At 72.7% G+C, this 25,811-nt stretch carries 25 protein-coding genes and 1 pseudogene; 9 read left to right on the top strand and 17 right to left on the bottom strand.

What is annotated here, in order from left to right:
- Positions 1-51: 51 nt before the first annotated feature.
- Complete coding sequence (locus ACFU9E_RS03545) at positions 52-642, bottom strand: ABC transporter substrate-binding protein (RefSeq protein ID WP_380681974.1); 591 nt, start codon at positions 640-642, stop codon at positions 52-54.
- A 534-nt stretch (positions 643-1,176) separates the two neighbouring features.
- Here ACFU9E_RS03545 and dtd point away from each other — a divergent pair.
- Positions 1,177-1,617 (top strand): D-aminoacyl-tRNA deacylase, encoded by a 441-nt coding sequence (gene dtd / locus ACFU9E_RS03540; protein WP_380681975.1) that lies wholly within the window; start codon positions 1,177-1,179, stop codon positions 1,615-1,617.
- A gap of 13 nt (positions 1,618-1,630) precedes the next feature.
- On the opposite strand, the gene ACFU9E_RS03535 is transcribed toward dtd, so the two are convergent.
- From ACFU9E_RS03535 to ACFU9E_RS03525, 3 genes are all read right to left on the bottom strand, one after another.
- Positions 1,631-2,593 carry a YgfZ/GcvT domain-containing protein gene (locus ACFU9E_RS03535; protein ID WP_380681994.1) on the bottom strand — a complete coding sequence of 321 codons (963 nt, stop codon included), beginning with the start codon at positions 2,591-2,593 and terminating at the stop codon, positions 1,631-1,633.
- Between the two features lie 19 nt (positions 2,594-2,612).
- Positions 2,613-3,077 carry a Fur family transcriptional regulator gene (locus ACFU9E_RS03530; RefSeq protein ID WP_380681976.1) on the bottom strand — a complete coding sequence of 155 codons (465 nt, stop codon included), beginning with the start codon at positions 3,075-3,077 and terminating at the stop codon, positions 2,613-2,615.
- A 109-nt stretch (positions 3,078-3,186) separates the two neighbouring features.
- A complete protein-coding gene (locus ACFU9E_RS03525) occupies positions 3,187-3,789 on the bottom strand; it encodes an FABP family protein (RefSeq protein ID WP_380681977.1) in 603 nt (200 codons plus the stop codon).
- Positions 3,790-4,063: 274 nt separating this feature from the next.
- Between ACFU9E_RS03525 and ACFU9E_RS03520 the strand changes: the two genes are divergently transcribed.
- Positions 4,064-4,429 (top strand): DsrE family protein, encoded by a 366-nt coding sequence (locus ACFU9E_RS03520; protein WP_380681978.1) that lies wholly within the window; start codon positions 4,064-4,066, stop codon positions 4,427-4,429.
- A gap of 10 nt (positions 4,430-4,439) precedes the next feature.
- On the opposite strand, the gene ACFU9E_RS03515 is transcribed toward ACFU9E_RS03520, so the two are convergent.
- From ACFU9E_RS03515 to ACFU9E_RS03485, 7 genes are all read right to left on the bottom strand, one after another.
- Positions 4,440-4,721, bottom strand: coding sequence for a DUF3099 domain-containing protein (locus tag ACFU9E_RS03515; protein ID WP_380681979.1), 282 nt, complete (start codon positions 4,719-4,721; stop codon positions 4,440-4,442).
- A gap of 85 nt (positions 4,722-4,806) precedes the next feature.
- A complete protein-coding gene (locus ACFU9E_RS03510; protein ID WP_344343425.1) occupies positions 4,807-5,097 on the bottom strand; it encodes a DUF1416 domain-containing protein in 291 nt (96 codons plus the stop codon).
- Between the two features lie 40 nt (positions 5,098-5,137).
- Positions 5,138-5,971 (bottom strand): sulfurtransferase, encoded by an 834-nt coding sequence (locus ACFU9E_RS03505; RefSeq protein ID WP_380681995.1) that lies wholly within the window; start codon positions 5,969-5,971, stop codon positions 5,138-5,140.
- Between the two features lie 251 nt (positions 5,972-6,222).
- Positions 6,223-6,303 carry an Ms5788A family Cys-rich leader peptide gene (locus tag ACFU9E_RS03500; RefSeq protein ID WP_350517234.1) on the bottom strand — a complete coding sequence of 27 codons (81 nt, stop codon included), beginning with the start codon at positions 6,301-6,303 and terminating at the stop codon, positions 6,223-6,225.
- A 236-nt stretch (positions 6,304-6,539) separates the two neighbouring features.
- Positions 6,540-7,256, bottom strand: coding sequence for a DUF2993 domain-containing protein (locus ACFU9E_RS03495; protein ID WP_380681980.1), 717 nt, complete (start codon positions 7,254-7,256; stop codon positions 6,540-6,542).
- A 174-nt stretch (positions 7,257-7,430) separates the two neighbouring features.
- Positions 7,431-9,038 (bottom strand): hypothetical protein, encoded by a 1,608-nt coding sequence (locus ACFU9E_RS03490; protein WP_380681981.1) that lies wholly within the window; start codon positions 9,036-9,038, stop codon positions 7,431-7,433.
- Positions 9,039-9,043: 5 nt separating this feature from the next.
- On the bottom strand, positions 9,044-9,343 hold the full coding sequence (locus ACFU9E_RS03485; protein ID WP_380681982.1) for a MoaD/ThiS family protein: 300 nt from the start codon (positions 9,341-9,343) through the stop codon (positions 9,044-9,046).
- Positions 9,344-10,024: 681 nt separating this feature from the next.
- Here ACFU9E_RS03485 and ACFU9E_RS03480 point away from each other — a divergent pair.
- The 5 genes from ACFU9E_RS03480 (at position 10,025) to ACFU9E_RS03460 (ending at position 15,565) form a co-directional block, all read left to right on the top strand.
- Positions 10,025-10,768, top strand: coding sequence for a response regulator transcription factor (locus ACFU9E_RS03480; protein WP_380681983.1), 744 nt, complete (start codon positions 10,025-10,027; stop codon positions 10,766-10,768).
- A 147-nt stretch (positions 10,769-10,915) separates the two neighbouring features.
- The gene (locus tag ACFU9E_RS03475) at positions 10,916-11,962 is read left to right on the top strand and encodes a LacI family DNA-binding transcriptional regulator (RefSeq protein WP_380681984.1); all 1,047 of its coding nucleotides are present in this window, start codon (positions 10,916-10,918) and stop codon (positions 11,960-11,962) included.
- Positions 11,963-12,056: 94 nt separating this feature from the next.
- Complete coding sequence (locus ACFU9E_RS03470; RefSeq protein ID WP_380681985.1) at positions 12,057-13,232, top strand: S1C family serine protease; 1,176 nt, start codon at positions 12,057-12,059, stop codon at positions 13,230-13,232.
- A gap of 57 nt (positions 13,233-13,289) precedes the next feature.
- On the top strand, positions 13,290-14,066 hold the full coding sequence (locus tag ACFU9E_RS03465) for a response regulator transcription factor (protein WP_380681986.1): 777 nt from the start codon (positions 13,290-13,292) through the stop codon (positions 14,064-14,066).
- A complete protein-coding gene (locus ACFU9E_RS03460) occupies positions 14,063-15,565 on the top strand; it encodes a sensor histidine kinase (protein ID WP_380681987.1) in 1,503 nt (500 codons plus the stop codon). Before ACFU9E_RS03465 ends, ACFU9E_RS03460 begins: the two co-directional genes overlap by 4 nt.
- A gap of 66 nt (positions 15,566-15,631) precedes the next feature.
- Here ACFU9E_RS03460 and ACFU9E_RS03455 read toward each other — a convergent pair whose 3' ends face one another.
- The 6 genes from ACFU9E_RS03455 to ACFU9E_RS03430 form a co-directional block, all read right to left on the bottom strand.
- Positions 15,632-17,422 (bottom strand): bifunctional metallophosphatase/5'-nucleotidase, encoded by a 1,791-nt coding sequence (locus ACFU9E_RS03455; RefSeq protein WP_380681988.1) that lies wholly within the window; start codon positions 17,420-17,422, stop codon positions 15,632-15,634.
- A gap of 179 nt (positions 17,423-17,601) precedes the next feature.
- Positions 17,602-18,951, bottom strand: a complete 1,350-nt coding sequence (locus ACFU9E_RS03450) for an ATP-binding protein (protein ID WP_380681989.1) — start codon at positions 18,949-18,951, stop codon at positions 17,602-17,604.
- Positions 18,952-18,989: 38 nt separating this feature from the next.
- A complete protein-coding gene (locus ACFU9E_RS03445; protein WP_380681990.1) occupies positions 18,990-20,564 on the bottom strand; it encodes an SCO6880 family protein in 1,575 nt (524 codons plus the stop codon).
- 7 nt (positions 20,565-20,571) lie between these two features.
- Positions 20,572-21,621 (bottom strand): hypothetical protein, encoded by a 1,050-nt coding sequence (locus tag ACFU9E_RS03440; protein ID WP_380714744.1) that lies wholly within the window; start codon positions 21,619-21,621, stop codon positions 20,572-20,574.
- A 319-nt stretch (positions 21,622-21,940) separates the two neighbouring features.
- Positions 21,941-22,744: a hypothetical protein gene (locus ACFU9E_RS03435; protein WP_380681992.1), complete on the bottom strand. Its 804-nt coding sequence runs from the start codon at positions 22,742-22,744 to the stop codon at positions 21,941-21,943.
- Between the two features lie 275 nt (positions 22,745-23,019).
- A complete protein-coding gene (locus ACFU9E_RS03430; RefSeq protein WP_355357364.1) occupies positions 23,020-23,370 on the bottom strand; it encodes a hypothetical protein in 351 nt (116 codons plus the stop codon).
- A gap of 248 nt (positions 23,371-23,618) precedes the next feature.
- On the opposite strand from ACFU9E_RS03430, the pseudogene ACFU9E_RS03425 reads away from it, so the two are divergent.
- Both ACFU9E_RS03425 and ACFU9E_RS03420 read left to right on the top strand, forming a co-directional pair.
- Positions 23,619-24,626: pseudogene (locus ACFU9E_RS03425) on the top strand (NlpC/P60 family protein); the annotation flags it as partial.
- A 408-nt stretch (positions 24,627-25,034) separates the two neighbouring features.
- Positions 25,035-25,754 (top strand): phosphatase PAP2 family protein, encoded by a 720-nt coding sequence (locus tag ACFU9E_RS03420; RefSeq protein WP_380681993.1) that lies wholly within the window; start codon positions 25,035-25,037, stop codon positions 25,752-25,754.
- Positions 25,755-25,811: the final 57 nt, after the last annotated feature.

Raw genomic sequence — 25,811 nt, 5'->3', positions numbered from 1 at the left:
AACCGGGGGCGAGCCGGGCCCGTCCCCCACCCCCGGCGCCCCCCGCACCTGTCAGAGCGGACCGCCTGCGAGCAGGTCGTCGACCCGTGCTTCCCCATCACGGTACCTGCGGGTGATTTCGGCGTTGCAGCCGTCCGCCGTCCGCAGCAGCCGCTGCCGTCGCCCGGACACCTCCCGCTCGTGCGCCCGCAGCCGCTCCAGCGCCGCCAGCAGCTCCTCGGCCGGGTGCGCGGCCAGGTCGGCCAGCTGGACGTCGCCCATCAGCGCGTCCGCCTCCAGCTGGGACTGCTGCCCGCGCGGCGGCCCCAGCGTGACGTGCCGGGCCGAGCGGCGGACGGTGGACGGGGCGTCGGTCAGGATCGCCGGCAACCGCTCCAGCAGGGCGCCGGCCGACTCCGCCGGGTCCGTGGTCCGGGCCGTACCGCCGGCTCCGGGCCGGCGGTCCAGTTCGGCCAGCAGGATGTCCATCCGGCCGTGCAGCAGCCGCCGCAGGTAGGAGAGGTCGGCCTCCTGGTCCAGGGTCTCCCGGCGCAGGGTCCGCAGCTGGTCCAGGCCCAGGCGTCCGAGGTCCGGCTCGGGGCCGGCCCCGGGCCCCTCGGGCAGCCGCCCGTAGCGGTCCTGCGCCGTGCTGATCGCGTCCATCAACCAACCACCTGCCGTCGTCCCGATCCCACCCGCTCGCGGCGCCCCGTCGCCTGCCGCCGGTCCGGCCCGCCAACCGCCGCGCGCGCCGCCGGCGCGTTCCCGTCCGGAGGCACGCCCGGACGACCGCGAAGGTTCCCGCCCCCGGCCGTGGCCACCCGGCGGGGCGACACGACCAGAACGCCTGACCTACCGGCTCGGCCGCCCGGCCGAACCGGGCCCGGCGCGGCGGACCTCGGCGCCCCGGACCTCGGGCGCGGCCGGCTCCCCGCCCTGGTGCGGCGGAGCGGCGGACACGCCCTCGTACGGTCCCCCAGCGTGCCACCCCGCCCGGCGCCGCCGCACTGCCCGTGCACCCGAACGGCCCCCTGGCGAAGAGGGGTGGCTGATACGACCGAAGCTTTTCGCCGGGAGAACGCTGCCATGGCGCACGCAGGCGCACGCAACCCGGCGTGCGCCAGGCCTTCGAGCGCCCACGGGGCCTGCTCACGCCCCAGACGGCTCCGGCCCTGACGGCTCCGGCAGAATGGCGGCATGCGAGCAGTGGTGCAGCGAGTGACCGAGGCCAGGGTGACGGTGGCCGGGGAGACCGTCGGCGCGATCGAGGAACCCGGACTCTGCGTCCTGGTCGGCGTCACCCATGACGACACCCCCGCCAAGGCGGCCCAGCTGGCCCGCAAGCTCTGGACGCTGCGCCTGCTGCCGGCCGACGACGAGGGCGTGGAGCAGTCCTGCTCCGACATCGGGGCGCCGCTGCTGGTGATCAGCCAGTTCACGCTCTACGGCGACGCCCGAAAGGGCCGCCGCCCCACCTGGAACGCCGCCGCGCCCGGTCCGGTCGCCGAGCCGCTGGTGGACGAGGTGGTCGCCCGGCTGCGCGCGCTCGGCGCCAAGGTCGAGACCGGCCGCTTCGGCGCCGACATGAAGGTCGCCCTGGTGAACGACGGCCCGTTCACCGTCCTCGTCGAAGTCTGACGGTGCCTTCGTCCTACTGCGGGACGATCACGTCCTGCGTCCCCGGCACCGTGCCGGCCAGCAGCACCGCGTCCACCGGGACGTTGCGCTTCACGACCGCCAGCGCGATCGGCCCCAGCTCGTGGTGGCGCGCCGAGGAGGTGACGATGCCGAGCGCCCGCCCCTCCGGGTCGGAGGCGAGCCGCACCTGCGTCCCGTGCGGGGGCAGCACCTCCTCGGTGCCGTCCAGGTGCAGGAAGACCAGCCGGCGCGGGGGCCGACCCAGGTTGTGCACCCGGGCCACCGTCTCCTGGCCCCGGTAGCAGCCCTTCTGCAGGTGGACGGCGGTGCTCAGCCAGTCCACCTCGTGCGGGATGGTCCGGTGGTCGGTCTCGAAGCCGAGCCGCGGCCGGTGGCCCTCGATCCGCAGCGCCTCGTACGCCCAGACGCCCGCCGCCGGACCGTAGCCCGCGGTCAGCTCCGCCAGCCGGGCGCGGGGCAGGAAGAGGTCCCGCCCGTAGGGCAGTTCGCGGACGGCCGCCGCACCCTCGGCGGAGGCGGTGGAGCCGGCCGGCAGGTGGACCACCGCGTAGTCGGCGGTCGCGTCGGTCACCTCGACCCGGTAGAGGAACTTCATGCTCTCCAGGTAGCCGACCAGCGCCTGCTGGGTGCCCGGCTCGACGTGCGCCCAGAGGGTGGTGCCGTCGTCGACCAGGTAGAGCGCGTGCTCGACGTGCCCGTTGGGCGAGAGCACCAGCGCCTCGGTGGCCTGCTGCGGCGGCAGCGCGCTGACGTGCTGGGTGACCAGCAGGTGGAGCCAGCTCAGCCGGTCCGCGCCGGTCACGGTGATCACGCCGCGGTGCGAGAGGTCCACGAAGCCGGTGCCCCGGGAGAGGTTCCGTTGTTCACGGAAGAGGTCGCCGTAGTGGGCGGCGACGCCCTCGTCGGTTCCCTCGGCGGGGACGGCTCCGGACAGCGCAAGCAGCGGACTCTTCAGACCGGTCATACCGGCTAGCTTACGACCGCTCCGCGACGGGCCCGGCGGCGCAGTCGGCGCAGCGGCCGAAGATGGCGAAATGCTTGAGGTCCGTGTCGAAGCCGTGCTGGGCGCGGAGGCTGTCGATCAGCGGCTGGGCGATCTCGGTGCCGGTCTCGGTGACCTTCTCGCAGTCCCGGCAGACCAGGTGCAGATGGTGGTGGCGGCCGGCCAGGTGGTAGGTCGGGGCGCCGTGGCCGAGGTGGGCGTGCGAGACCAGGCCCAGCTCCTCCAGCAGCTCCAGGGTCCGGTAGACGGTGGAGATGTTGACGCCGCTGGCGGTCTGCCGGACGTGGCAGAGGATGTCGTCCGGGGTGGCGTGGTCGAGCGCGTCGACCGCCTCCAGCACGAGCTGGCGCTGCGGGGTGAGCCGGTACCCGCGCTCGCGCAGGTCGGCCTTCCAGTCGCCGGAGAGCTGCCAGTCGGTGGTGCCGGTGTCCGCCACGGTCCTGTCCCTGCCAAACGTCGGGGGTCCTGAACCAAGTGTAGGGACCGGCCGGAGGCCGGTCCCTACCCGTGCGCGCCCCTGCGGGCGGCCGTACCTGCTCGAAGGACTACTTGAAGAAGGCGATGCCGTCGTCCGGCAGGTCGTTGATGTCCTTGATCAGCTGGGCCGGCGAGAGCACCTTCCGCAGCTGGGCCGACATGTACGGGCGCAGCGGGACGTTCGGGGCGGCCTTCTCGCCCACCCAGAGCAGCTCCTCGTTGACGAAGCCGTAGAGCCGCTTGCCGCCCGAGTACTCCGGCGAGCCCTCGATCCGGGCCACCGCGTCGGTGGAGACGTCGATCTGCGGCTTGCCGTCGGCCAGCTCGCCGTACCAGATCTCCACCGTGCCGTCGTCACGGACGGACGAGATCTCGACCCCGCGGGCGCCGCTGGTGCCGTGCTGGTTGCTGGTGATGCGCCAGAAGGCGTGCTCGTTCTCCAGCGGACGGACCTTCTCGCCCTCGCTGTTCAGCACCCAGGTGCGGGAGCGGAACTCCAGGAAGGGCCGTCCGTCGTGGCGGATGACGATCTCCTGGCCGAAGTTGCACTTCTCGGTGCCCGGGCCCCCTTCACCCGGCAGAGGGGCGTAGACGCCCGCGCCCTCCCAGGTGCCGAGGAGGAAGGCGAGCGGGACGACGTCCTTGTGGAGGTCAGAGGGGATCTCGATCATGTTCCTGGTCGCTGTCGTCGGTGCGGGAGTACTTCAACCGTACGGCAGCGGGGTCAGCGCTGGCCCTGGTAGAGCTTCATCACCGAGAAGATGGCGAACCAGGTGATCAGCACGGCCATGAGGGCCAGCAGACCGTCGAAGAAGATTTCCAGACCGGACACGGGTGGCTCCCATTGCGGCGACAGTGTGGTGGATTTTGCTGCCGCTCACTCTATCCGGCGGGTGGGGGAGGGTCTCGGTGAGCCCCACCACGTCGGCGATCTAGGGTGTCGGCATGTCTTCGAAGAAGCTCGTCATCAAGGTCACCGCAGGGGCCGACGCCCCCGAGCGGTGCTCGCAGGCGTTCACGGTGGCGGCGGTCGCCGTCGCCAGCGGCGTCGAGGTGTCGCTCTGGCTGACCGGGGAGTCGTCCTGGTTCGCCCTGCCCGGGCGGGCGGCGGAGTTCGAGCTGCCGCACGCGGCGCCGCTGCCGGACCTGCTGGAGTCGGTGCTGGCCGGTGGCACGCTCACGCTGTGCACCCAGTGCGCGGCACGGCGCGGGATCGAGGAGAAGGACCTCGTCGAGGGTGCCCGGATCGCGGGCGCGCAGGTCTTCGTCAGCGAGATCATGGCCGACGGCGTGCAGGCGCTCGTCTACTAGGCGCCGGCCGCTACGGCCGCTGAGGGCGGTCCTCGTGGTCGGGGCGGTCCCGGTCGTGGCCGGGATCGTCCCACTTCGGGTCCTCCCAGCGCGGGTCGTCCCACCAGTCGTCCTCGGGGTCGCGCCGGTTGGCGAACACCGCCGCCGCCGGCGGGATGACCATCGCGACCACGCACAGGGCCACGGCCGCCGGCACGGAGACGAACCGCACCGCCCCCCAGGCCAGCACGAAGAGGCCCAGGCAGACGGTCATCATGACGTAGTAGTAGCGGCGCCGCCGACGGGACTGCACACTTCCACGGTATGCCCGAGGGCCCCCGCTCGGCAGGGGCCCCCGGTACTGCTGTTCCGCTGTTCCGCTGTTCCGGCGTCGCCGGTCAGACGGCGATGGCGACCTCGGTCAGGTTGCCCTGGGAGGCGACCACCTGGCGGTCCACGGTCTGGCCCGGGATGAGCGCGCGCAGGGTCCACTTGCCCGGGCGGGCGAAGAACCGGAACTGGCCGGTCGCCGAGGTGGGCACCTCGGCCGTGAACTCGTTGTTCTCGTCGAGCAGTCGGACGTAGCCGTTGACCGGCTCACCGTCGCGGGTCACCGAACCCTGGATGATCGTCTCGTTCGCCACGTCAACTCCTGCCAGGTCCGGGCCGCCGGCCTTCGCACCGCACATTGTCTTGTTTCCCTTCTGCCTTACGGGTGGAGCCGGTGGCTCAGTTGCCGAGCTCGATCGGCACGCCGACGAGGCTGCCGTACTCGGTCCACGAGCCGTCGTAGTTCTTCACGTTCTCCTGGCCGAGCAGCTCGTGCAGGACGAACCAGGTGAGCGCGGAGCGCTCGCCGATGCGGCAGTAGGCGATGGTGTCCGTCGCCAGGTCGACGCCCTCGGCCTCGTACAGGGCCTTGAGCTCGTCGTCGCTCTTGAAGGTGCCGTCGTCGTTGGCGTTCTTGGCCCACGGGATGTTGCGCGCGGTCGGCACGTGGCCCGGGCGCTGCGACTGCTCCTGCGGGAGGTGGGCCGGGGCGAGCAGCTTGCCGGAGAACTCGTCGGGCGAGCGGACGTCGACCAGGTTGAGGTTGCCGATGGCGGCGATCACGTCGTCGCGGAAGGCGCGGATCGAGGAGTCGGCGGCCTGCGCCGTGTACTCGGTCGCGGCGCGCTGCGGCACCTCGGCGACCAGGTCGCGGGAGTCCAGCTCCCACTTCTTGCGGCCGCCGTCGAGCAGGCGGACGTCACCGTGGCCGTACAGCTTGAAGTACCAGTAGGCGTAGGAGGCGAACCAGTTGTTGTTGCCGCCGTAGAGGACGACGGTGTCGTCGTTGGCGATGCCCTTGGCGCTGAGCAGCGCCTCGAAGCCGGCCTGGTCGATGAAGTCGCGGCGGACCGGGTCCTGGAGGTCGTCCTTCCAGTCGATCCGGACCGCGTTGCGGATGTGGTTCTTGTCGTACGCGGAGGTGTCCTCGTCGACCTCGACGATCACGACCTTCGGGTCGTCCAGGTGGGCCTGGACCCAGTCGGCGTCGACCAGGACGTCGCTGCGGCTCATGGTGATGTTCTCCATCCGGGGGCGGTTGGCGGAAGGTGCTCGCTGCTTCGGGGTGCTGCTGCTCAGCGGTGGTGCGGGTCGCCCGTCGGCCATCGGTCCGAATTCCTGTCCGAATGATGGGACGGGAGCCGGTGTGCGGCGCGACCGGGCGGTGCGTGGCGGAGTACGGCGGGGACGCCCGGCCAAAAGGGCCGGCTGCGATCACCGGAAGAAATCGGCGGCGGGGGCAACTGCCCTGCCTGGACGCCGAGTTAACGCATTCGACACAGACAGGCGGCCACGCGGCACAGGTCTACCGCCCGCCGCTTGGTGAGGTCCGTCTGTCGCTTCATGCGAACGATGCTAGGGACACCCGGCGCCCGCTGTCACCAGCGTATCGGATGATGAGACCGGATGGCTCACATCTCGGGATTTGACCATTTCATGGGCGTCGGGAACCGGCCGGGGCGCGGGCCGTGGGCGCTCTGAGGGGGGCCGGAAGGCGGGAACGGCACCGCTCCGCGGCCGGCGCTGGACAGCGCGTCTCGCGGAGCGGAACGACGGAACGGTTGGTGGGGAGGTGTTCGGGTCAGCCGATGAGCTTGATGCCCTTGCCCTCGAAGCCCAGCCGGAGGCCGTCCTCCTGCGGCGTGACCGAGGACAGGTTCAGCCCGGCGGGCAGCGTGGAGAGGGTGAAGCTGATCGGGGCGAGGGACTGGTCGGACACCCCGGCCAGCAGCGAGGCCATCGAACTCAGCTTGAACCCGTCCACCGTCACGGTGTCGCCCTTGCTGTGCACCGCGGCGTCGCCGATCGGGAACGGCCCCAGCGAGGCCTTGATCTTGCCCGGACCGCCGTAGGAAAGGCTCAGCCGGGTGCCGCCGCCCAGGGAGAGCCGGCCCGCGTTCGGCACCAGCTCCGAGGCCGGCGGCAGCAGACCGGACAGGTCCGCGTAGGTGATCAGCGCGGAGCCGGCCCCGCTGTCCACGGTGGCGCTGCTCATGTTGCCGCTCACCTCGACGCCGGAGAGCTCGGCCCGGAACGCGTGCAGGGACACCTTGTCCTTGCCCTCGCCGACGGTCAGCGCGTCCGAGGAAATCCGCACGTCGTCCAGCTTCTTCGCGACGACCTGGGTGAGGAACGGGAAGCCCTCGATCGAGACGTCCGGCTTCTGGCTCATCCGGCCGCTCTTCAGGATCTGGTCGGCCGCCTCGTCCTCGGCGACGCCGACGGCGATCCGGTCGGCGCCCACCAGCACGCCGGAGAGCACCACCATGCCGATCGTCGCCTTCAGCCAGCCGCGCATCGCTCTCCCCCGTCGTCGCCGGTCGCTGTCGTCCGTCGCTGTCGTTCGTCGCCGTGGTTCGTGGTTCGTGGTTCGTGGTTCTCATCGTGGCCGGCCGTGCGGATCGGGCCGTTCCCGCACGACCGTACGACGTCCCGCCCCGGAGCATGGTTCCGGGACGGGACGTCGCGGCGGTCAGCCGAGCAGCGCGGTGGCGATCCAGACCAGCGGTGCGGACACCGCCAGCGGCAGGGCCACGCCCGCCGTCATGTGCACGAACCTGGACGGGAAGTCGTACGCGGCCACCCGGCGTCCGATCAGCGCGCCGAGACCGGCCGCCACACCCAGGAACGGCGGTGCGCCGACCGCGAAGCCCAGACCGACCGCCGCGGCCAGGCCCAGCAGCGGGCCCAGCCAGCGCGGTCCGGGCAGCGGCGCGGCCGCCAGCAGGGTCGCCAGCGCGACCGCGCCGACCGCCGCCGGCACCCAGTCCGCCAGCAGCAGCGCGGTGCAGAGCACCGTCACCACGGTGGCGGAGCCGAGCACGGTGAGCGCGTAGAACCGCTCCTTCGGATCGGCCGGCCGGAACGTCTGCAGTACCAGGACCAGCAGGAAGAACCCGCCGAGCGTGCCCACCACCGCGGCCGTGCCGCCGTCCGCGTCGGCCAGCAGCACCGAGACGTCGGCCACCACGCCGGACAGCGCGGCCAGCGCGATGCCCTGGCGGGCCGGCCACATGCCGTTCAGCCGGAACCAGCCGGCCGCCGTCAGGCCCTGGAGCAGGACGAGCACCAGGGCGAGCGGCACCTGGCCGAGCGCCGCGCCGCCGGCCAGCAGGGCGGCGGCGCCGGCGGTGATCAGGGCCGGCTGGAGGCCCGGGTCGTGGATCGGCGAACCGGTCCGCGCGGGCGCGGCCGGAGCCGCCGCCTGGACCGGGGACGGCTGGGCTACGGGGGCCACGGGGGTCGCGGGCGGGAACGGAGGCGTGCCCAGGGACGGCGCCGGGCCGGGGAACGGCGCGGCCGGACCGGCGGGCGCGGCGTGGGCGTTCTGCGCCGCCCGGGCGGCCCGCGCGGCGCGGGCCGCGGCCGGGTCGGTCAGCACGGGGGCCGGGGGCTCCGGGCGCTTGAGCGTCATGGTCGGCTGGTCCAGACCCTGTCCGTGGTCCGGGGACTGGACCGGCGGGTAGGCCTGGGCCGGGGCCTGCGCCTGCGTGAGTGCGGGCGACGGCGCGGGCGCCGGGGGCTCCGCCCGACGGTGCGACCGGCCGCGCCGCGGCTCGGTGTAGGGCCGCGCCGGCCCCTGGACCGAATCCGGAGCCTGCGCCGGGGCCGGGGCCGGGGCCGACGGCATCGGGCCCGCCGCCGACACGGGCGGGAGCAGCGCGGTGGGAGCGTCGTCCAGCGGCGGCACCGGCGGCAGCAACGTGGTCGCCGCGGCGTCCTCCAGCGGCGGCACCGGCGGCAGCAGCGCCGTCGCGGCGTCGTCCATACCCGGACCGGCTCCGTACGGCGGCTGCCCGTACACCTGCCCGCCGTACGGCGCCTGTCCCGCGCCGGGGGCGTACGGCTGCGCCGCGTGCCCCTGCTGCGCATAGGGATCCGGCGCGTACGCCTGCTGCGGGGCGTACGGATACGGCGGCTGCCCGGGCTGGTAGCCCTGCGGCGGCTGCTGCGGCTGGTACGGCGGTTGCGGCTGCGGCTGCGGCTGCCCGTACGGGTACTGCGGCTGGTACGGCGGCTGCGGCTGCTGGGGCTGGGCCTGCTGGGGCTGCCCCTCGGGGGTTCCGTTCGTTCCGGTCACGCCGCTCACCCGCCCGCGAACGGGGGGAGGACCTCGATCGTCCCGCCCTCGGTGAGCGCCACGGTCGCGCGGTCACGGCCGCCCACCGGCGAGCCGTCCACCAGGTAGGAGCAGTGACCGAACAGCCGGACCAGCTTCGGCCGGTCCGCGTGCCGCTCCTCGGCCCGCGCCAGCGCCTCGGCCAGGGTCGCCGCCAGGTACGGCTCCTCGGCCAGCCCGGCCTCCGACTTCGCCGCCGCCCAGTAGCGGATCGTCCCGCTCACCCGAACGGCGGCCGCCGGGTCGTGCCCGGTGGTCGCGCCCATGGCAACCCCTTCTCGTCGTCCTCGCCCGGGCCCGGGTGTCCCGGCCGGGTCCACCACCGGGGCGCCCGCGCCTCGCCCGAAAGGTGTACGCGCGCGGTGCCGCCGATGTGTCCCCCATGATGTCGTGTTCGCCCGCGCGAGCGGCAATCGCCCTGGCCCGGCGCCCGGCGGCGCCGTCGCGAAGCTGTGGCCGGGCTCACCCGGGGCGCGCCCGAAAAGGCCGAACCGCCGGATTCGAGCCCTCCCGGCGCGGTGGGCCGGTCGGCTATCCTCGATCCGTGAGGGATCCGGGCAGAGTCGCCCCCGGATCCTTTTGTGCTTTCAGGACGCCAGTACGGACGTCCGTGCGAATCGTCGGCCCACCCCCGGCGTGCCGCAGGGACCGCCCCGCCACACACGGCACAACGAGGTGCCGGGACGAGGCCGGGGCGTCGGACAACCCCGGCTCCGGGCCGCCGCCCGGGACGGGCCAGGACCGGAAGGTTCGCGGATGAGCAGGGCAGAAACGGTGCACCGGGGATCACAGGACCCCCTGGGCGTACGCCGTCCGGCCGCGCGCGCCGCCGGATCCCCCGCGTCCCCCCTGGCCTCCGTCTCCTCCCCCTCATCAGCACCTGCGCCATCCGGCCGTGGCGGCGGCCGGACCGCGACCGCGACGACCCGGAAAGGGGACTACCGGGTATGAGTTCTCTGCTCCTCCTCACCAACGCGCTGCAGCCCTCCGCGGAGGTCCTGCCCGCGCTCGGCCTGCTGCTGCACAACGTCCGGGTGGCCCCCGCCGAGGGCGCCGCCCTGGTCGACACGCCCAGCGCCGACGTCATCCTGGTGGACGGCAGGCGTGACCTGCCGCAGATCCGCAGCCTCTGCCAGCTGCTGCGCTCCACCGGCATCGGCTGCCCGCTGATCCTGGTGGTCACCGAGGGCGGCCTGGCCGCCGTCACCGCCGAATGGGGCATCGACGACGTCCTGCTCGACACCGCCGGCCCCGCCGAGGTCGAGGCCCGGCTGCGGCTCGCCCTCGGCCGGCTCCAGGTGTCCACCGACGACAGCCCGATGGAGATCCGCAACGGCGACCTCTCGGTCGACGAGGCCACCTACTCGGCCAGGATCAAGGGCCGGGTGCTCGACCTCACCTTCAAGGAGTTCGAGCTGCTCAAGTACCTCGCCCAGCACCCCGGCCGGGTCTTCACCCGGGCGCAGCTGCTGCAGGAGGTCTGGGGCTACGACTACTTCGGCGGCACCCGGACGGTCGACGTGCACGTCCGGCGGCTGCGCGCCAAGCTCGGCGTCGAGCACGAGGGCCTGATCGGCACCGTGCGCAACGTCGGCTACCGCTTCGTCGTCCCCGACAAGGGGGACAAGGGGGAGCGGGCCGAGCGGAACGATCCGCCGGCCCGGCGCTCCCCGGCCGCCCTGGAGGCCTGACCGGCCGGCCGGACGGGGCCGCCCCGCGCCGTCCCGCCCGGCCTGTCCTGGTTCGTCCCGACCCGTCCGGGGCGCTCCGCGCGCCACGCCCGCCCGACGCGGGTCCCCCACTGCCCGGCCACATGCCACACGCGTAGACTCCCCCCCGTGGCCAAAGTGACGCGCGACGACGTAGCCCGACTGGCTGGTACCTCGACCGCGGTCGTCAGCTACGTGATCAACAACGGACCGCGCCCGGTCGCGCCCGCCACCCGGGAGAAGGTGCTCGCCGCGATCGAGCAGCTCGGCTACCGGCCGAACAGCGTCGCGCAGGCGATGGCCTCCCGCCGCACCAACCTGATCGGCATGGTCGTCCCGGACGCCCGCCAGCCGTTCTTCGCCGAGATGGCGCACGCCGTCGAACGGGCCGCCTCCGAACGCGGCAAGCTCGTGCTGATCGGCAACTCCGACTACGTCGACGACCGCGAGGTCCACTACGTCCGCGCCTTCCTCGGCATGCGGGTCTCCGGCCTGATCCTGGTCAGCCAGGGCCCCTCGCAGCGGGCCGCCGAGGAGTTCGCCGCCATGGAGGGCGCCAAGGTGGTGCTGCTGCACCGCCGCCCCGAGGCGATCGACGACGTCGCCGTGGTCACCGACGACGTGGCCGGCGCCGAGACGGTCGTCCGCCACCTGCTGGAGGTGCACGGGCACCCGTACGTGGCCTGCTTCGGCGGCCCGGTGGAGTCCCCCGCGCCCGGCGACCCGGTCATCGACCACGTCGAGGGCTGGCAGCGCGCGATGGACGCCCACGGCCTGCCCACCGAGCCGCACCTGATCGACGCGCCGTTCCACCGGTACGGCGCCTTCGACGTCGCGCTCGACCTGCTGCGCTCCGAGAACCGCCCGCCGGCGATCTTCTGCTCCACCGACGACCAGGCCATCGGCGTGCTGCGGGCCGCCCGCGAGCTGGGCCTGCGGGTGCCGGAGGACCTCGCGGTGGCCGGGTTCGACGACGTGCCGGAGGCCGCGCTCGCCGACCCGCCGCTGACCACCGTCGCCTCCGACCGCGACGCGATGGCCCGGGCGGCGGTGGACCTGGTGCTGGACGACTCGCTGATGGTGCCCGGCTCGGACACCGAACGGGTCCGCACCTTCCCGTCGCGCCTGGTCGTACGGCGTTCCTGCGGCTGCTCGCCGGACGGCGCCGACTCCTAGCCTGACCAGGCTTTATGAGAAGTCAACGGGCTTCTCGGGGCGTTCTGAGCGGACTCTCATCGGATTCTCATCCCCCGGGCGGACGTTGGTCGCCATGAGCGATCACCAGCAGTGGCAGCCCCGCACCGACGGCGAGCAGTACGACGGCCCGTACGGGTACCCGCAGCCCCGGATCATCCCGGGCACCGTCCTCGACAGCACCACGCAGGACCGCACCGCGCAGGACCACCCCGGGTACGACGGCACCGGGTACGACGGCACCGGGTTCGGCACCGCCGCCCACCCCGCCGCCGGCACCCCGCCCCCTCCCCCGGCCCCGCCGTTCCCGCCCGAGGCGGGCACGGCGCCCACCCCCGGCGGCCCCGGCCACCGCGCCCGGCGCGGCCTGCTGCGCGGCCGGCTCGCCCTGGTCACCGCCGTCGCCGCGATCGCCGCCGTCCTCGGCGGGGTCACCGGCGGCCTCGTCGCCGCCCGGGACCACGACTCCACCGCCCGCACCGGCACCATCGCCAGCCCCGTCGCCGCCCGCTCCGACGGCAGCGCCGACGTCGCCGCCGTCGCGGCCGCCGTCTCCCCCAGCGTCGTCCAGATCACCGTGAAGACCGCGAACGGCACCGCCACCGGCACCGGCGTGGTGCTCACGGCGAACGGGCAGATCCTCACCAACTACCACGTGGTCTCCGGCGCGGCCGGCGGCGGCCAGATCACCGTCACCTTCCACGACGGCTCCACCGCCCGGGCCACGCTCACCGGCACCGACAAGGGCCTGGACGCCGCCGTGATCACCGCCAACGGCGCCAAGAAGCTCACCCCCGCCGTCCTCGGCGACTCCTCCGCCGTCGCGGTCGGCGACCCCGTCGTCGCCATCGGCAACCCCGAGGGCCTCACCGGCACCGTCACCTCCGGCATCATCAGCGCCGAGCACCGCGAGGTCACCGTCCAGCTCGACGAGGGCACCACCGGCGGCAACGGCGGCTTCGGCCTCCCCAACCTGCCCGGACTGCGCGGCACCGCCCCGCAGAGCGGCGGCGAGACCGCCACCTACCAGGCCTTCCAGACCGACGCCGCGCTCAACCCCGGCAACTCCGGCGGCCCGCTCATCAACGCGGGCGGGCAGGTCATCGCCGTCAACTCGGCCATGTACTCGCCGAGCGGGTCCAGCGCCACGGCCGGCGGCAGCGGAGCCGGCAGCGTCGGCCTCGGCTTCGCCATCCCGATCGACGACATCAAGCAGGTGCTGCCGAAGCTGCAGTCCGGCCAGAACATCTGAGCACGTCCGACAATTGACCCGAGCAGGCCCTCCCGCCACCAGAAAGGGCAACCGCCGATGACCCCGTCCGCCGACGACCGCACCCCCGCCGAGCCCGGGCACCAGACCAGCGCCCGGCTCCTCGTGGTCGACGACGAACCCGCGCTCCGGGACGCCCTGGAGAGCAGCCTCGCCTTCGAGGGCTACGAGGTCGCCACCGCCACCGACGGCTACGAGGCACTGGAGTCCGTCGAACGCGAACGGCCGGACCTCGTCCTGCTCGACATCATGATGCCCAGGATGGACGGCCTCACCGCCGTCCGCCGGATGCGCTCGCGCGGCGACACCGTCCCGGTGCTGATGCTCACCGCCCGGGACGCCGTCGGCGACCGGGTCACCGGCCTCGACGTCGGCGCCGACGACTACCTCGCCAAGCCCTTCGAACTCGACGAGCTGCTCGCCCGGGTGCGCGCCCTGCTGCGGCGCAACGCGCTCGCCACCGAGGCCGCCGCCCGGGCGGCCGCCGTCGAGGAGGAGACCGACGTCCTCGCCTTCGCGGACCTGCGGATGAACACCGCCACCCGCGAGGTCACCCGGGCCGGCCGCCCGGTCGAACTGACCCGCACCGAGTTCATGCTGCTGGAGATGTTCCTCGCCCACCCCCGCCAGGTGCTCACCCGCGAGCAGATCCTCAAGGCGGTCTGGGGCTTCGACTTCGAGCCCTCGTCCAACTCGCTGGACGTGTACGTGATGTACCTGCGCCGCAAGACCGAGCAGGGCGGCCTGCCCCGGCTCATCCAGACCGTCCGCGGAGTCGGCTACGCGCTCCGCCCCGCCGCCGGCACCACCGCGTGAGCCCCACCGTCCCGCCGCCCCCGCTCGCCCCGCCCCGCATCCCGCGCCGCGGCCGCGTCACCACCTGGTACCGCGCCCGCTCGCTGCGCACCCGCCTCACCTTCCTCACGGCGGCGGCGGTGGCGGTGGCGATCGCGCTATCGGCGCTGGCGTGCTGGTTCATCGTGGAGGAGCGGATGTACGGGGTGGTGCGCAGCGACCTGGAGAGCGTGCAGGGTCCGCCGCCCCGCCTCAACCTGGATGCCTGCGCCACCACCCCGCAGGGGGCCCTGAAGAACGTCCCGGCCTCTCCTCAACTGCCGCCCAATGCCGTCGCGGCCCCCCGTGACACCCAGTACGTCGTCATCGTCGACCAGACCCCGATCGTCTGCCTGCCCCAGTTGGCCACCAAGGCCATGGTCACCGAACCCGGCGATCTCCGGGCGCTGAACCTCAAGCCCAACGAGTTCCTCATCCGCAACGGGCACTACACCGACGGCAAACCCGCCATGATCCGCATCGGCTGGAGTCCGCTGGCCTTCACCGGCCAGCCCACGCTGGTCATGGTCGCCACCCCGACCAAGGGCGTCGAGGAGTCCCTGAACCAGCTCGCCTTCATCCTCGGCGGCGTCGCCCTCGGCGGCATCATCCTCGCCGGTGTCGCCGGCCGGCTCGTCGCCCGCTCCGCGCTCAAGCCCGTCGACCAACTGACCGACGCCGTCGAGCACATCGCCCGCACCGAGGAGGTCGGCACCACCATCCCCGTGCAGGGCGAGGACGAGATCGCCCGGCTCTCCACGTCCTTCAACTCCATGAGCACCGCCCTCGCCAACTCCCGCGAGCGGCAGACCCGCCTGATCGCCGACGCCGGGCACGAGCTGCGCACCCCGCTCACCTCCCTGCGCACCAACGTCGACCTGCTGATCCGCAGCGACGACACCGGCCGTCCGCTCCCGCCCGCCACCCGCACCAAGCTGCTCGGCAACATGAAGGCCCAGATGCAGGAGCTCACCGTCCTGATCGGCGACCTGCTCCAGCTGTCCCGCCCGGACTCCCCCAAACCGGTCCGCACGCTCGCCGTGGTCGCCCTGCACGAGCTCGCCGAACGGGCCGTGGAGCGCGCCAAGCTGCGCGGTCCGGGGCTGGTCTTCGAGACGGCCACCGCGCCCTGGTACGTGCACGCCGACGCGGCCGCCCTGGAGCGCGCGGTGATCAACCTGCTGGACAACGCGGTGAAGTACAGCCCGCCCGGCGGCACCGTCGAGGTCCGGCTCGACGCGGGCGTGCTGACCGTCCGCGACCACGGTCCCGGCATCCCCCCGGACGAGCTCCCGTACGTCTTCGACCGCTTCTGGCGCTCCCCCTCCTCGCGCCAGCTCCCGGGCTCGGGCCTCGGGCTGTCGATCGTGGCGCAGAGCGTCCGGGAGGCCGGCGGCGAGGTGTCGCTCGGCCCGGCCCGGGACGGCGGCCCGGGCACCCTCGCCACCGTCCGCCTGCCCGGCGGCCCCGCCCCCGCATAGCCGAAAGGGGCGGGACGCCCCGACAGCGCCCCGCCCCTGGTCGGCTCACGGCCGGCGACCCTCGGCTCAGCCGGTGGTGCTGCCCGCGGTGATGATCTTGATCCGGTCCTGCGCCGGGGCCTTCAGCGGCGCGGCGGCCGAGCTGTTGGCGCCCAGGTAGGCGGCGAAGACGTCCAGGTCGGAGGCACCGACGAGCTTGTCGGTACCGGCCGCGAAGGCCGGGAAGCCGTCGCCGCCGCCGGCCAGGAACTCATTGGCCGCGACCCGGTACTTGGCGGCCGGGTCGACCGGCGCGCCGTTGAGGCGGATCGAGTCGACGACGATCCGGTCCGCACCCTTGTTGCGCATGTCCAGCGTGTAGCTGAGCGACTTGGACGGCTGGAGGATCTTCGGCGAGGCCTCGTTGGAGCCGCTGACCTGCTGCTGCAACAGCTGGATCAGCTGGGCCCCGGTCAGCGTCTTGACCTGCATCATGTTGGTGAACGGCTGGACGGTGAACGCCTCGCCGTAGGTCACCACGCCGTCGCCCTCGGCGCCGCTCGCCTTGTAGACGAGGTCGGCGCGGATGCCGCCGGGGTTCATGAAGGCGACCTGCGCGCCGCCCTTGTCGGCGGGCGCGAGGCCGACCTGCTGGGCGTCGGCGATGACGTCGCCGAGCGGCTTCTCCAGGTCGCTGTTGCCACGGCCGTTGATGTCCGAGGCGATGTAGCCGATCGGGCGGTTGGCGATCGGCGCGGCCAGCTTCGAGTAGTGGTCGATCAGCTGGGTCAGGTCGGGGGCCTTCTCGACCGTGCGGCGCACGATGTGGTTCTCGGCCTTGACCGACGGGCGCACGATGGTGCCGCTGGCCTTGTCGAGCTTCAGGTCGATCTCGGTGTACAGCCGGCCGAAGGAGGCGGCGCTGGTCACCGAGCGCGGCACGCCCTGCGGGTCCGGGATGGTGCAGGCGTACGCGTTGTGGGTGTGGCCGGTGACGATGGCGCCGACCGCCGGGTCGATCTTCTTGGCGATGTCGACGATCGGGCCGGAGATGCCCTGGCCGGCCGCGCCGCAGTCGTAGTTGTAGGTGCTGCTGGCCGGCAGGCCGCCCTCGTGGATCAGCGCGACGATCGAGTTGACGCCCTTGGCCTTCAGCTCGGCGGCGTACTTGTTGATCGTGTCGACCTCGCCCGCGAACTTCAGGCCCTTGACGCCCTCGGCGGTGACGATGTTCGGCGTGCCCTCCAGGGTGACGCCGATGAAGCCGATCTTGACACCCTGGGACTTGGTCACCCAGTACGGGGCCAGCACCGGCTTGCCGGTCTTCTCGCTGGTGACGTTGGCCGACAGGTAGTTGAAGTTGGCGCCCGCGAACTTGCGCCCCTCCTCGTAGCAGCCGTCGGTCGGGTGGCAGCCGCCGTTCTGCAGGCGCAGCAGCTCGGCGGAGCCCTCGTCGAACTCGTGGTTGCCGACCGAGGAGACGTCCAGGCCGAGCTTGTCCAGCGCCTCGATGGTGGGCTCGTCGTGGAAGAGCGCCGAGGTCAGCGGCGAGGCGCCGACCAGGTCGCCGGCGGCGACGGTGATCGAGTCGTCGGCGGGGATGCGGGCCTGGCGCAGCGCGGTGGCGAGGTACTCGACGCCGCCGGCCGGGGTGCTGACCGGCTGGCCGGTGGCCGGGTCGATCTCGCGGATGGTCCCGGACGAACCGGCCGGGGGCTCCAGGTTGCCGTGCAGGTCGTTGATGGCCAGCAACTGGAGGTTGACGGTCTTGGGCTTGGCGGTCGCGGCCTGGGCCGCGGACGGCATGGCCACCGTGCCGACGAGGCCGGCCGCGGCGACGACGGCCAGCGCCGACCGTCGAGTTCTGACGGAGAGCATGTAGGGGGTCCCCTGCACCTGTGAGAGCGCCCAGCTGTGGACAGGCCCGGGCGCGCGAGACGAGTGTCGTTGCGCGAGTGCAGCCTAGAGTCAACGCGCGTAGCTGTCAGGCCCCCGGACGTAACGACAGGGTTACCTACTGACGAATCGTCGTCGGACTTTCTCCGCCGGGCCGGGCCTCAGACGCCGGGCTCGGCCGCCAACTGCCGCTCGGCCCGGACCCGTTCGGCCACCGCGTCCTCGGTCATCGCGCGGTCGGTGTAGACCAGCGGGCGTTCCGCCTCGGTGATGATGTGCTTCACCACCTGGACGTTGCCGTTGACGTCCCAGACCGCGATGCCCGGCGAGAGCGTGGGGATGATCTCCACCGCCCAGCGGGGTAGGCCGAGCACCCGCCCGGTGGCGCGCGCCTCCTCGGCCTTCTGCATGTAGATGGTCCGGGTGGAGGCCATCTTGAGGATCGCCGAGGCCTCCTTGGCCGCCGCCCCGTCCACCACGTCCGACAGGTGGTGCACCACGGCGACGAAGGACAGGCCCAGCCGGCGGCCGAACTTCAGCAGCCGCTGGAACAGCTGTGCCACGAAGGGGCTGTTGATGATGTGCCAGGCCTCCTCGACCAGGAAGATCCGCTTCTTGCGGTCCGGCCTGATCCAGGTGTGCTCCAGCCAGACCCCGACGATCGCCATCAGGATCGGCATGGCGATCGAGTTGCGGTCGATGTGCGAGAGGTCGAAGACGATCAGCGGCGCGTCCAGGTCGATGCCGTCGGTGGTCGACCCGTCGAACATGCCCCGCAGGTCGCCGTCGACCAGCCGGTCCAGCACCAGCGCGACGTCCAGGCCCCAGGACTGCACGTCCTTCACTGCCACGCCCAGCGACTCCACCGAGGACAGCTCGGGGTTGCGCAGGGTGTCGATGATGTCGTTCAGCACCGGCTGCCGGTCCCGGACCGTCGCCACCACGTGCGCGTGCGCGGCCTTCAGAGCGAAGCCCGCCCGCTCCTCCAGCCCGCGCCCCATCGCCACCTCGATGATGGTGCGCAGCAGCGACAGCTGCCCCGTCTGGGTGATCGCCGGGTCCAGCGGGTTCAGCTTCACCCCGCCGTCCCGGGCCGCCATCGGGTCCAGCCGGATCGACTTTATGCCCAGCGCGTTGGCGATCAGGTTCCACTCGCCGACCCCGTCCTCGCCCTGCGCGTCCAGCACCACCACCTGCCGGTCCCGGAACCGCAGTTGGCGCAGCACGTAGGTCTTCTCCAGCGCCGACTTGCCGTTGCCGGACTCCCCCAGCACCAGCCAGTGCGGGGCCGGCAGCTGCTGGCCGTACAGCTGGAACGGGTCGTAGACGTACCCCTTCCCGCTGTACACCTCCCGTCCGATGATCACCCCGGAGTCGCCCAGTCCCGGCGCGGCGGTCGGCAGGTAGACCGCCTGCGCCTGGCCGGTGGAGGTGCGCACCGGCAGCCGGGTGGTCTCCACCTTGCCGAACATCAGGCTGGTGAACGCGTCGGTGAGGTTGCCGATCGCCATACGGGGGCCTCCAGATCAGTCGCTCGGCCGGTGCCCGCTCAGCGGCGGATACCGGTGGCGAACGGCAGGGTGTTGACGAACGCGCGGTGGTGCTCGCGGTCGCACCACTCCAGCTTCAGGTAGCTCTTGCCCGCCGACGCCCGGATCGTCCGCTTGTCCCGGGCCAGCGCGTCGGGGTTGCGCGAGGAGACCGTGATGTAGCCGACCAGGTTGACGCCGGCCGCGCCGGACGCCAGGTCGTCACCGCGCTGGTCCACCCGGCCGGTGTGGGCCAGGTCGCGCGGGTCGATCGTCCGGTTCATCTTGGCGGCCCGGCTGGCCTCCGCCTCGTCGTTGGTCTTCTCGGTGAGCATCCGCTCGATCGCGACGTCGGTGGGCTCCAGGTCCATCGTCACCGCCACCGTCCGGATCACGTCCGGGGTGTGCACCAGCAGCGGCGCCAGGAAGTTGACGCCGACCGGGGTCAGCGGCCACTCCTTGATCCACGCGGTGGCGTGGCACCACGGCTCCCGGGTCGCCGACTCGCGGGTCTTCGCCTCCAGGTACTGCGGGTGGGTCGCGTCCAGCTCGGCCGGCCAGGCATTCCGCTTGGACATCGCCTGGATGTGGTCGATCGGGTGGTCCGGGTCGTACATCGAGTGCAGCAGCGAGGAGAGCCGGGCCTGGCCCAGCGGCTGCCGCACCCGGATGTCCGCCTCCGCCAGCCGCGCGCAGATGTCGGTCAGCTCGCGGGCCATCACCGCGGCCAGCCCCTCGTCGTCCCGGGCCCGCCGCCCGGTCGCGGTACGACCCATCGCGTGCGCCTCGGCCGCGAGGTCCCGGGTGTAGTGCATGCACGCCACCAGGTACGCCCGGTGCTGCTCCGACGAGGTCGACACCATCGACTGCAGCTGGTCGTACGAGTCCATCAGCCAGCGCGGCGCGCCCGGATCGCCGCGCCGCTCCACGTCCTTGGCGTGCGCGTCCGGGTCGGCCGGCAGGGTGCGGGCCAGGATCTGCAGCCGGGTCACGAAGCCGTCCCCGTTCGCGACGTGCTTCAGCAGCGTCCCGAACCGGTCGACCAGCGCCTCCTGGTCCTCCGAGTCGCGCAGCCCGACACCCGGACCCTCGATCTCGATCGCCGCCGTCACCGTGCGCCGCTCCAGGTGCATCAGCACCCCGACCTCGTCCGGCCCGAACGGCGCCGACAGCCAGCGCAGCCGCCCCACCCCGGGCGGCGGCCCGATCTCCACCTCACGGCCGTCCAGCCGCGTCCCGGCGTCCATCGCGTCCGACTTCCACACCGCCCGGCCGCTGCGGACCGTCCGGCGGTAGGTGCGGTTGATCTCCACCCACTTGTAGTACGTCCGGCGCCGGTACGGCACGTACACCGCCGCGATCGCCAGCGCGGGCAGGCCGACCAGGCCGGCGATGCGCAACGGCAGGATCGGCATCATCAGGCCCCAGACCATGCCGAGGAAGGCCCCGAAGATGATCAGCACGATCTCCCCGGACTCCCGGTTCCGGCCGATCGGCGCGTTCGGGCGGGCCTTGCCGATCAGGTAGGTACGGCGCTGGTGCACGTACGGCTGGGCGTACTGGGCGCCGTACTGGCCGAGTGGTTCGCTGCTCACTTACCCGTCACCCTCCCTTCGCTGGATTGCTGTCGCGGACCGCACCCGAGGACTGGGCCGGCGGCCCGGCCTGCGCCGGCGGCGCGGGCGTGCGCGCCGCGTGGGCCGCGATGCCCGGGGCGACCGAACCGCCGCCCGCGCCCGAGCCGCCCCCGCCGCCACCCGCCTGCGGGCCGCGGTCGCCGTGCGTGCTGATGCCCTGTCGCATGAAGTTCGCGGTCCCGTTGATCATCGCCGATCCGGCCGACACCGCACTCGCCCGGGCCCGGCGCATGTTCATCATCTCGTCCCCGAAGCCCGGCACGAACCGGTACACGGAGGCACTCGCGAAGATCGACAGGAACAGGATCGCCAACCCCGACAGCACCCGCGCGAAGTCGTCGCTCGCGCCCGCCCCGGCCGACACCGCCCCGGCCAGCCCGAGGATGATCACGATGATCGGCTTCGCCAGGTCCACCGCCACCATCACCCCCGCCCAGCGACGCACGTGCTTCCACAACTGCTTGTCCACCAGCCCCGCGTACACCGCCGTCCCCAGCAGCGCGCCCACGTACAGCATCGCGGCCCGGATCAGCAGCTCGATCCAGAGCACCGCCGCCGCCAGTACCGCCACCAGCGAGGTGATGATCAGGATCAGCGGCCCGCCGCCGATGTCACCCTTCTCCAGGGTGTCCGCGAACCCACCCAGGTACGTCCCGGTGTCCGACTTCGTCCCCACCGCGATCGCCTTGGTCAGCCCGTCGGTCGCGCTCACCACCGTGTACAGGATCAACGGCGTGAACGCCGACGCGACCACCGTCAGCCACAGGAACCCGATCGCCTCCGAGATCGCCGTCGCCAACGGCGCCCCGCGCACCGCCCGCTTGGTCACCGCGAGCAGCCAGAGCACCAGCGTGATGATCGTCGACGCGGCGAACACCACCGCGTACTGCTGCAGGAACGACGCATTGGTGAAGTCCACCTCCGTCGTCCCGTCGATCGACCCCGACAGCTTCCGCACCACCCACGCCGCCGCCTGCGCACACCCCTTCGCCAACGACCCCAACGGATCCGTCACCGACCCCACCGTCCCACTCCCGGGCAGCGAAGCCCCACCGCCTGGTTTGTCCACGCAGAGGATGCCGTTCCCGGAAATGGGGAGATCCGGACAGTTCGCATTGGGGGTGGCACTCGGACTGCCGCTCGGGGTGCCAGTCGGCGAGCCCGTCGGGGACGGCTCGGCGAACACCCGCTGGGCCGCGAGGAGCGCGCCGAGCTGGAGGGTCGCCAACGCGCCCGCCAGCGTCCCGGCGCGGCGGACGGCGGTCCGCGGGGCGCCCCCGGCCCCAGTGCCGCAGCGTGGACCGCGACGGGCCGTCGGCGGGGCGACGGTCATCTCAACGGGCATAGCGGAAACCCCCGAACTGCTGGACGGCGCCGGTGATCTCCTCGGCGGTGGCGGCCTGTTCATCTCCCGGCATGGGGGCGGGCCCCTGCCGGCTCGTGTAGTCCGTGAGCTTCCAGTCGCCGCCCGTCCAGCGCAGGGAGAGGGTGAGCGTGAACCAGCTCGTCACCACCGGCAGCATGGAGCGCTCGCCGGCGAGGCCGGTCAGGCCGGTGCACCAGACCTCGGCCTTGGTCTCCGCATCGGTGTAGCCGACCGACTTGGTACCCACCGGAATGGTGCGGCTGACGAAGGTGAGGCCCTTGGGCGCCCGGCCCTGGGCATCCAGGCCGTAGCGGGCCACCGTGTCGCCGCCGAACCCCTGGTCCAAGCGGGACTGAAGGTTCGGGGCGGTGGCGGGGTCGGCGATGGTGGTGATGATGGTGTGGCGGGTGTCGGTGCGGAACATGTCGGCGGAGCCGATGGCCACCGCGTAGTTGGCGGCGGCGGACTGGGCGCCCTGGTCGGTGTGCGGGAAGCCCGAGGCGATGCCGTTGGCGGTGGTGGTGACGGGCTGTTCGCCGCTGGAGGCGGCGGTGGCGGCGGCCCGGTCCGCGGAGCGGCCGGTGTTGCCGGTGCCCGGGTCGGGCTTGCCCCGGTTGGCCACCGAGATCGCGAGCACGAGCAGGGCGACGACGAGGAGCGCGGTCAGCAGGGTGCGCAGCGGCCGCGCCTGAAGGGCACCCGGCTGGGAGGAGGGCTGTTCGCCGACCGGCAGCCGCGTACGGGTGTGCGGCTGGTCGTCGGACAACGACACGGCGGCCCTCCTGGTGCGGGGAGCCGGCTGGCGGCTCCGGGGGCCCCTCCGGCCGTGGGCGGGCGCGGAGGGAAGGGGTGATGGATGGATTCCCGGCGGGGCTCCGAGCATTCACGGATGCCCGGACAGACGTACAGACGTACAGACGGTCGGACGGTCAAACGATCGGACAGGCCGGCCGGCGCCGCGGGCGCCGCCGGCACGTCACGACGGTCCGAAGGACCCGAAGAGTCCGAACCGCCGCTTCCGTCCCGACTGTCCGATCTGCCTGTTCGTCAGATCGCCATGCCGTAAACAATGGTGAACAGAGTGCCGAGTGATCCAATGATGAACACGCCGGTCAGCCCGGCGATGATCAGCCCCTTGCCCTGTTCGGCGCCGAAGCTGTCGCGCATCGCGGTGGCGCCGATCCGCTGCTTGGCCGCACCCCAGACGGCGAGGCCCAGGCAGGCCAGGATGGCCACGGCCATGACGACCTCGACCATCACCCGGGCCTCCGACCCGAGGCTCGCGAACGGGCCCCAGTCCGGGGCGATCCCGCCGATGATGGTGTCGATATTCGGCTTCTTTGGAGGGTCCTCGGCCAGGTGGCCGATCGCGATGCTCTGCACGCTGCTCTGGTTCATTTCCATCTCACCGCCCGATCAGGCAAATTCAAGGGCCCAGACCCCGCCCGCGCGAAGGGTCGGTACCTATTCTTGGCCAGATCTGATGTCGACTTGGCTACTTCTCGCGGATTGGTCGTGAGGCATCGGACACGTACGCGAGGATGTCCACCGTACGAAGGATAGCGCTCACTCTTTGTATCTCTGATGATTGCGGTGAGCAACGCCTTCCGGGACACTTCGACTGACGATTCGTCGGGATGGTGCTGATGGTACTCCGGAAAGGCGGTACGGCCGCCGCTGCCGCGGGAGTTGTCCTCGCCGGCTTCGTCGGCCTGGTGACGCTCGGGACGTATGCGGCGAGCGGGACGCCACAGCAGCAGGGCAATGCCGCCGGGCTCTCCCCGGGGACCGTTCCGGCGGCCTTCCAGGCGCAGATCGAACAGTGGGGCAGGCTCTGCCCCGATCTCTCCCCCCCGTTGCTCGCGGCGCAGTTGTACCAGGAAAGCGGTTTCGACCCGCGGGCCCGCTCCGGTGTGGGTGCGGAGGGCCTGGCGCAGTTCATGCCGGGCACCTGGGCGTCGTACGGCACGGACGGCAACAACGACGGCCGGCGGGACCCCTGGGACCCGCTGGACGCCATCGCCTCGGCGGCCACCTTCGACTGCGCGCTCGCCCGGGACGTCTCCAAGGTCCCGGGTGACCGTCAGTCCAACATGCTGGCCGCCTACAACGCCGGGCCGGGCGCGGTGACGAAGTACCAGGGCGTGCCGCCGTACCGGGAGACCCAGGGGTACGTGCGGAACATCCTGGCGACGGCCCGCAGCTTCGCCGCCCCGGTCACCCCGTCCGCCCCGGTGGAGGTCTCGGCGCAGTCGGCGGGTGCCATCTACTTCGCCCAGACCAAGCTCGGCACCCCGTACCTGTGGGGCGGCGACGGAAAGGCGTGGCAGAACGGGCGGTTCGACTGCTCCGGGCTCACCAGGGCCGCGTTCGAGAGCGTGGGCATCCTCCTGCCGCGGGTGGCCAACGACCAGTGGTACGCCGGTCCGCACCCGTCGCGCGACCAGCTGCGCCCGGGTGACCTGGTGTTCTGGGCGACCGATCTGACGGATCCGCGGAGCATCCACCACGTCGGCATCTACGTGGGCGGCGGGTACATGCTCAACGCTCCGCACACCGGCGCGGTGATCCGCTACGACAAGATCGACACCCGGGAGTACATCGGCGCCACCCGGGTCACCTCGGACGGTGCCCAGGCCCTGCCGGACCGCAACGAGGAAGGCGGGGTGATCGCTCCGAGCCGCCCCGGCGACCCGACCCCGACGCCGCCCCAGACGCCGACCCCGACACCCACGCCGGCCCCACCCGCCCCGGCCGGGCAGCCGCCGGCCCCGGCCGTACCGCCCGGCCGGTCCGGTGCCGCCGTGGCCGCCGGCGCACCCGGCGTCGGAGCGGCAGGTTCAGGTCAACTCCCCGCAAAGAACTGAACCCGCCCACCCGCCGGGTGTGCGCGCGGTGTGGACGCTGAGTCAAGTTTCCATAACTGCGTGTTCCCGTGGAACGCTGTACTCCAGTGATGACGTTGTGTCCGGTGGTCGACCGTCAACCGCCCCGCACCGGGCGGCGGCAGGTGGGCCACGGTGCGAACGACCAGGTGCAGCGGACCCGGAAGGAGGTGCGGCGTGTCGACGCCGCTTGCCGACACGACCAACCCCGACCTCGGGCTGCTCTACGCCGTCAACGGCCTGGCCAGACACGCCCCGGCCGCCCTGGACCACCTGGTCTCCTGGGTCGGCGAGTACGGCATCCTGATCGGCCTGGCCCTGCTGGGCCTGGTGGGCTGGCTGCGGGCCCGGCGGCGCCCGGACGCCCCGGTGGCGGTGGCCGGGCTGCTCTGGGCCCCGCTGGCGGTCGCCATCGCCGAGCTGGCCAACCTGCCGATCTCGGCGATCGTGGACCGCCCCCGGCCCTTCGTGGACCACCCCGGGCTGGAGGTGCTGGTCGAGGGCAAGGCCGGCACCCATTCCTTCGTCAGCGACCACTCCACGATGTCGATGGGCATCGCGGTGGCGCTGTTCCTGGTCAACCGGCGGCTCGGCTGGATCGCCGGCGGCCTGGCCCTGCTGCAGGGCTTCTGCCGGATGTACATGGGCGTCCACTACCCGACCGACGTGATCGGCGGCTTCGCGCTCGCCACCGCGGTGGTGCTGCTGCTGGCGCCGATCGCGATGGCCGTGCTCGTGCCGCTCTGCCACGCGATCGCGCGCACGCCGCTGGCCCCGCTGATCCGCGCCGGACGGGGCTCCGAGCGGAGTCCGGGTCGGCCGGGCGGGCGTCGCGGCGGGAGGCGGGGAACGGTCCGCGCCGAGGAGCAGCCGCGGGAGTCCGACCTCGCCGCCTGAGACGACCGGCTGAGGCGACCACCTGGGACGACCGCCCAGGACGACCGCCCAGGACGA

The organism is Kitasatospora sp. NPDC057595 (genome assembly GCF_042800875.1).
Taxonomy (GTDB): Bacteria; Actinomycetota; Actinomycetes; order Streptomycetales; family Streptomycetaceae; genus Kitasatospora.
This window is presented reverse-complemented; position numbering and strand designations above follow the sequence as displayed.

Excerpts from the sequence above, each read along its gene's own strand:
- ACFU9E_RS03545 (WP_380681974.1), bottom strand. The coding sequence starts at position 642 with ATGGACGCGATCAGCACGGCGCAGGACCGCTACGGGCGGCTGCCCGAG.
- ACFU9E_RS03430 (WP_355357364.1), bottom strand. The coding sequence starts at position 23,370 with ATGAACCAGAGCAGCGTGCAGAGCATCGCGATCGGCCACCTGGCCGAG.
- ACFU9E_RS03510 (WP_344343425.1), bottom strand. The coding sequence starts at position 5,097 with ATGTGCGGTGCGAAGGCCGGCGGCCCGGACCTGGCAGGAGTTGACGTG.
- ACFU9E_RS03520 (WP_380681978.1), top strand. The coding sequence starts at position 4,064 with ATGTCTTCGAAGAAGCTCGTCATCAAGGTCACCGCAGGGGCCGACGCC.
- ACFU9E_RS03495 (WP_380681980.1), bottom strand. The coding sequence starts at position 7,256 with ATGCGCGGCTGGCTGAAGGCGACGATCGGCATGGTGGTGCTCTCCGGC.
- ACFU9E_RS03470 (WP_380681985.1), top strand. The coding sequence starts at position 12,057 with ATGAGCGATCACCAGCAGTGGCAGCCCCGCACCGACGGCGAGCAGTAC.
- ACFU9E_RS03465 (WP_380681986.1), top strand. The coding sequence starts at position 13,290 with ATGACCCCGTCCGCCGACGACCGCACCCCCGCCGAGCCCGGGCACCAG.
- ACFU9E_RS03455 (WP_380681988.1), bottom strand. The coding sequence starts at position 17,422 with ATGCTCTCCGTCAGAACTCGACGGTCGGCGCTGGCCGTCGTCGCCGCG.
- ACFU9E_RS03480 (WP_380681983.1), top strand. The coding sequence starts at position 10,025 with ATGAGTTCTCTGCTCCTCCTCACCAACGCGCTGCAGCCCTCCGCGGAG.
- ACFU9E_RS03485 (WP_380681982.1), bottom strand. The coding sequence starts at position 9,343 with ATGGGCGCGACCACCGGGCACGACCCGGCGGCCGCCGTTCGGGTGAGC.
- ACFU9E_RS03525 (WP_380681977.1), bottom strand. The coding sequence starts at position 3,789 with ATGATCGAGATCCCCTCTGACCTCCACAAGGACGTCGTCCCGCTCGCC.
- ACFU9E_RS03500 (WP_350517234.1), bottom strand. The coding sequence starts at position 6,303 with ATGAAGCGACAGACGGACCTCACCAAGCGGCGGGCGGTAGACCTGTGC.
- ACFU9E_RS03450 (WP_380681989.1), bottom strand. The coding sequence starts at position 18,951 with ATGGCGATCGGCAACCTCACCGACGCGTTCACCAGCCTGATGTTCGGC.
- ACFU9E_RS03505 (WP_380681995.1), bottom strand. The coding sequence starts at position 5,971 with ATGAGCCGCAGCGACGTCCTGGTCGACGCCGACTGGGTCCAGGCCCAC.
- dtd (WP_380681975.1), top strand. The coding sequence starts at position 1,177 with ATGCGAGCAGTGGTGCAGCGAGTGACCGAGGCCAGGGTGACGGTGGCC.